This window comes from Pseudomonas sp. A-1 (assembly GCF_004801855.1).
GTDB lineage: Bacteria > Pseudomonadota > Gammaproteobacteria > Pseudomonadales > Pseudomonadaceae > Geopseudomonas.
In genome coordinates this window covers 1-2514 of the sequence record NZ_SSTC01000184.1, presented here as the reverse complement: position 1 = coordinate 2514, position 2514 = coordinate 1, and the positions used below count along the sequence as shown (strand labels likewise).

Sequence of the window (2514 nt, the reverse complement as noted above, 5' to 3'; positions counted from 1 at the left end):
GGCGTGGCAGGCGCGCACTCAGCCGCGTCCAGCCACGCTCGGCCAGCGCGCGCATGGCCGCGCGTCGTCCCTGCAGCCAGCCGCGCAGGCGGACGAGCCGGCGCGGACGGGCGTCCGCGCCGCGCCAGAGCAGCAGCCAGAGGGTCTGCGTCAGGTAGCGCAGCGGATCGCCGATGCGCGGCGGACGCTCGGCCAGATGCGGATACCAGTGATCGTGGCGGCTCAGCAGCGCCTGCCAGGCCGGGCTCTCCAGGCGCAGCAGCAGCCAGCCGAGCAGCTGCAGCAGGCTGAACAGCAGCGCCGTCGGCCGGCTGGCGCCGCGCACGCGGCGCAGCCGGCGGTAGGGCCACAGCCGCGTACGCCAGGTCTGTGCGGCCGGCACGGCACGCCTCATCCACCCACCTCGCGGTGCAACGCGGGCCGCGCCGCGCGCGCAGCCAGACACCAGGTGGCCAGGCTCAGCACGTCCTGGGCGGCCAGGCTGTGCGGCGCATGCAGGCCCACCGGCAGCTTGTGCGCCAGCGCCTCGGCCAGCGCCTCGTCGGCGTGCACGCACTGCGGCACCAGGCGCGGGCCGAGGGTCTGCTGCCAGAGCAGCAGCAGGTCGCGCTGCAGCGGGCGGACCGGATCGAAGCGGTTGACCAGCAGCCACTCGTCGGCGGCGCGCGGCGTCTGCAGCAGCGCATGGCAGGCGGCGTCGGCCTCCAGCACGCGCAGGGTCAGGTCGCGGCGGCCGGTGCGGGCATGGCCGGGCAGGCGCTGCGGCAGGTCGAACAGCAGCCAGTCGAAACGCGCCGCCAGCCCAGGCCGGCGCTTCGCCCAGAAGTCCGGCGTGCCGCGCAGGAAGCGCTCCATGCGCTCCTGCTCGTCGGCCGACAGGCGGCCGTAGGGCAGCAGGCAGAAGCCCTCCTGCAGCTGCCACAGGGCGCCGCTCCAGCCCTGCTGATCGAGCAGCGAACGCGCCCAGCCGCTGCCGTCGGCGAACGGCAGGCTGACATGCAGGCGCAGCAGGTTTTCCGGGCACAGGTCGACCAGCAGCACCCGCTGGCCGAGACGGTGCAGGGCCTGGCCGAGCGCCGCCACCAGGCTGCTGACGCCGCAGCCGCCGCGCAGGCCGACCAGGCCCAGCGTGGTCATGGCGTCTGCTCCGCGCTGCCCCGGGCGGGCGCGGCCAGCTCCGCCAGCAGCGGCCAGCGCTGCAGCACCTGCTCCAGCTCGCGCCGGGCCGCCAGGTCGCGGTAGCCGAGCCGCGCCAGGCCGAGGCTGCGGCGCAGCGCGGCGATGTCGTTGTCGGCGAACGCCGTGGCGCCGTCGGGTGGGGTCATGTTCAGCGTTCCTCCTGCGGATAGGGCAACCACTGGCCACGCTCCTGCAGGCGCACGTAGGGCCTCCCGCCGTATTCGAGCAGCACGTTGCCGGAGTTCTCCGCGACCTTCGCCGTCTGCGGCAGGTCGCGCGCCAGCGCGGCGCGGTCGAAGCCGCGGCCATCCGCCGGCGGCCCGCCGTGCAGGCGCACCAGCAGCTCGGCCAGCGCCAGGTAGCTGCTCGGCGCGCTCACCCGTTGCCGGCCCGAGGCGCTGTCCAGCGGCAGGCCGACCAGCTTGACGCCTACCGGGATGTGGGTGATCGACGGCGAGGGGATCTCGCGCATGCCGGCGATCTGCATGCGGTCGCCGTGCAGCGCGGCGCCGTGCTCGGGGATCAGCACCACCACGGTCGGCCGGCCGCTGCGCTCCAGCTCGCCGATGAAGGCATCGAAGTCGTCGAGCAGGTGCTGCGCCCGCGGCCCGTAGCCGGCGCTGCGCGTGCGACCGTCGGCGAGGATCTCGCGGTTGCCGTCGTGCAGGGTGATGCTCTGGTAGAGCAGGGAAACCCGCTCGGCCGGCTTGTCGCCGCGCAGACGCCACCAGGCCTCGAGCTGGTCGCGGTCGCGGTTGATCGGCGAGGCGTCGAAGCCGACCCAGGTGCGCGGCAGGCTTTCGGCCGGGAACAGCGGCTCGGGCAGCCGGCCGGCCGCGCGGATCGACTGCAGGTAGTTGTCGAAGCGGCCGTTGTGGTTGAGCGTCAGGTCGACGCGGTAGCCCAGCCGGGCCAGGCTGTCGAACAGCTGGCACTGCTCCGGCGCCGGCTGGTACAGCGCCGAGTGCGAGACCTGGCCGCAACTGGCGCGCTGCAGGCGCAGGGCCGCCGGCCCGCTGTAGGCGGTGGCCGAGTTGAAGTTGTCGAACAGGATGTCCATGCGCTCGAGGAACGGATGACGCTCCAGGCCGACCGCGCGCAGGTCGCTCCAGCCCAGCGAGCAGACGTTGAGCAGCAGCAGGTCGAAGGGCGCGCCCTTGGCGGCCGCGCCCAGATCCACCCGGCGCTCGCTCTCGCTGCGGTAGAAGTCCTGCAGGTAGTTGTCGAGGGTGGCGTTGTCCGGCGGGCCGCTGCTGGCCAGCGCCGGTGCGCTCGCCGGCGCGACGGGTGCGCTAGCGACGGCCGGCAGCGGGCGGGCCGGCGGCGACCACAGCG

General features: G+C 74.6%; 3 protein-coding genes and 1 pseudogene. All 4 read right to left on the bottom strand.

The window, feature by feature from the left end; translation table 11 throughout:
* Window positions 1-394 (bottom strand): annotated as a pseudogene (locus E5198_RS20915) (hypothetical protein); the annotation flags it as partial.
* Window positions 391-1137 carry a cellulose biosynthesis protein BcsQ gene (gene bcsQ / locus E5198_RS20910; RefSeq protein WP_136491828.1) on the bottom strand — a complete coding sequence of 249 codons (747 nt, stop codon included), beginning with the start codon at window positions 1135-1137 and terminating at the stop codon, window positions 391-393. The pseudogene E5198_RS20915 and the gene bcsQ, both read right to left, overlap by 4 nt.
* Window positions 1134-1325, bottom strand: coding sequence for a cellulose biosynthesis protein BcsR (bcsR, locus tag E5198_RS20905; RefSeq protein WP_136491827.1), 192 nt, complete (start codon window positions 1323-1325; stop codon window positions 1134-1136). The genes bcsQ and bcsR overlap by 4 nt, the downstream gene beginning before the upstream one ends.
* Before the next feature lie 2 nt (window positions 1326-1327).
* The coding region (bcsG, locus tag E5198_RS20900; RefSeq protein ID WP_168772574.1) for a cellulose biosynthesis protein BcsG at window positions 1328-2514 on the bottom strand (1187 nt) is incomplete at its 5' end.

What these genes read in the sequence shown, in the direction of transcription:
- bcsR (WP_136491827.1), bottom strand. Translation starts at nt 1,325, where the DNA reads ATGACCCCACCCGACGGCGCCACGGCGTTCGCCGACAACGACATCGCC.
- bcsQ (WP_136491828.1), bottom strand. Translation starts at nt 1,137, where the DNA reads ATGACCACGCTGGGCCTGGTCGGCCTGCGCGGCGGCTGCGGCGTCAGC.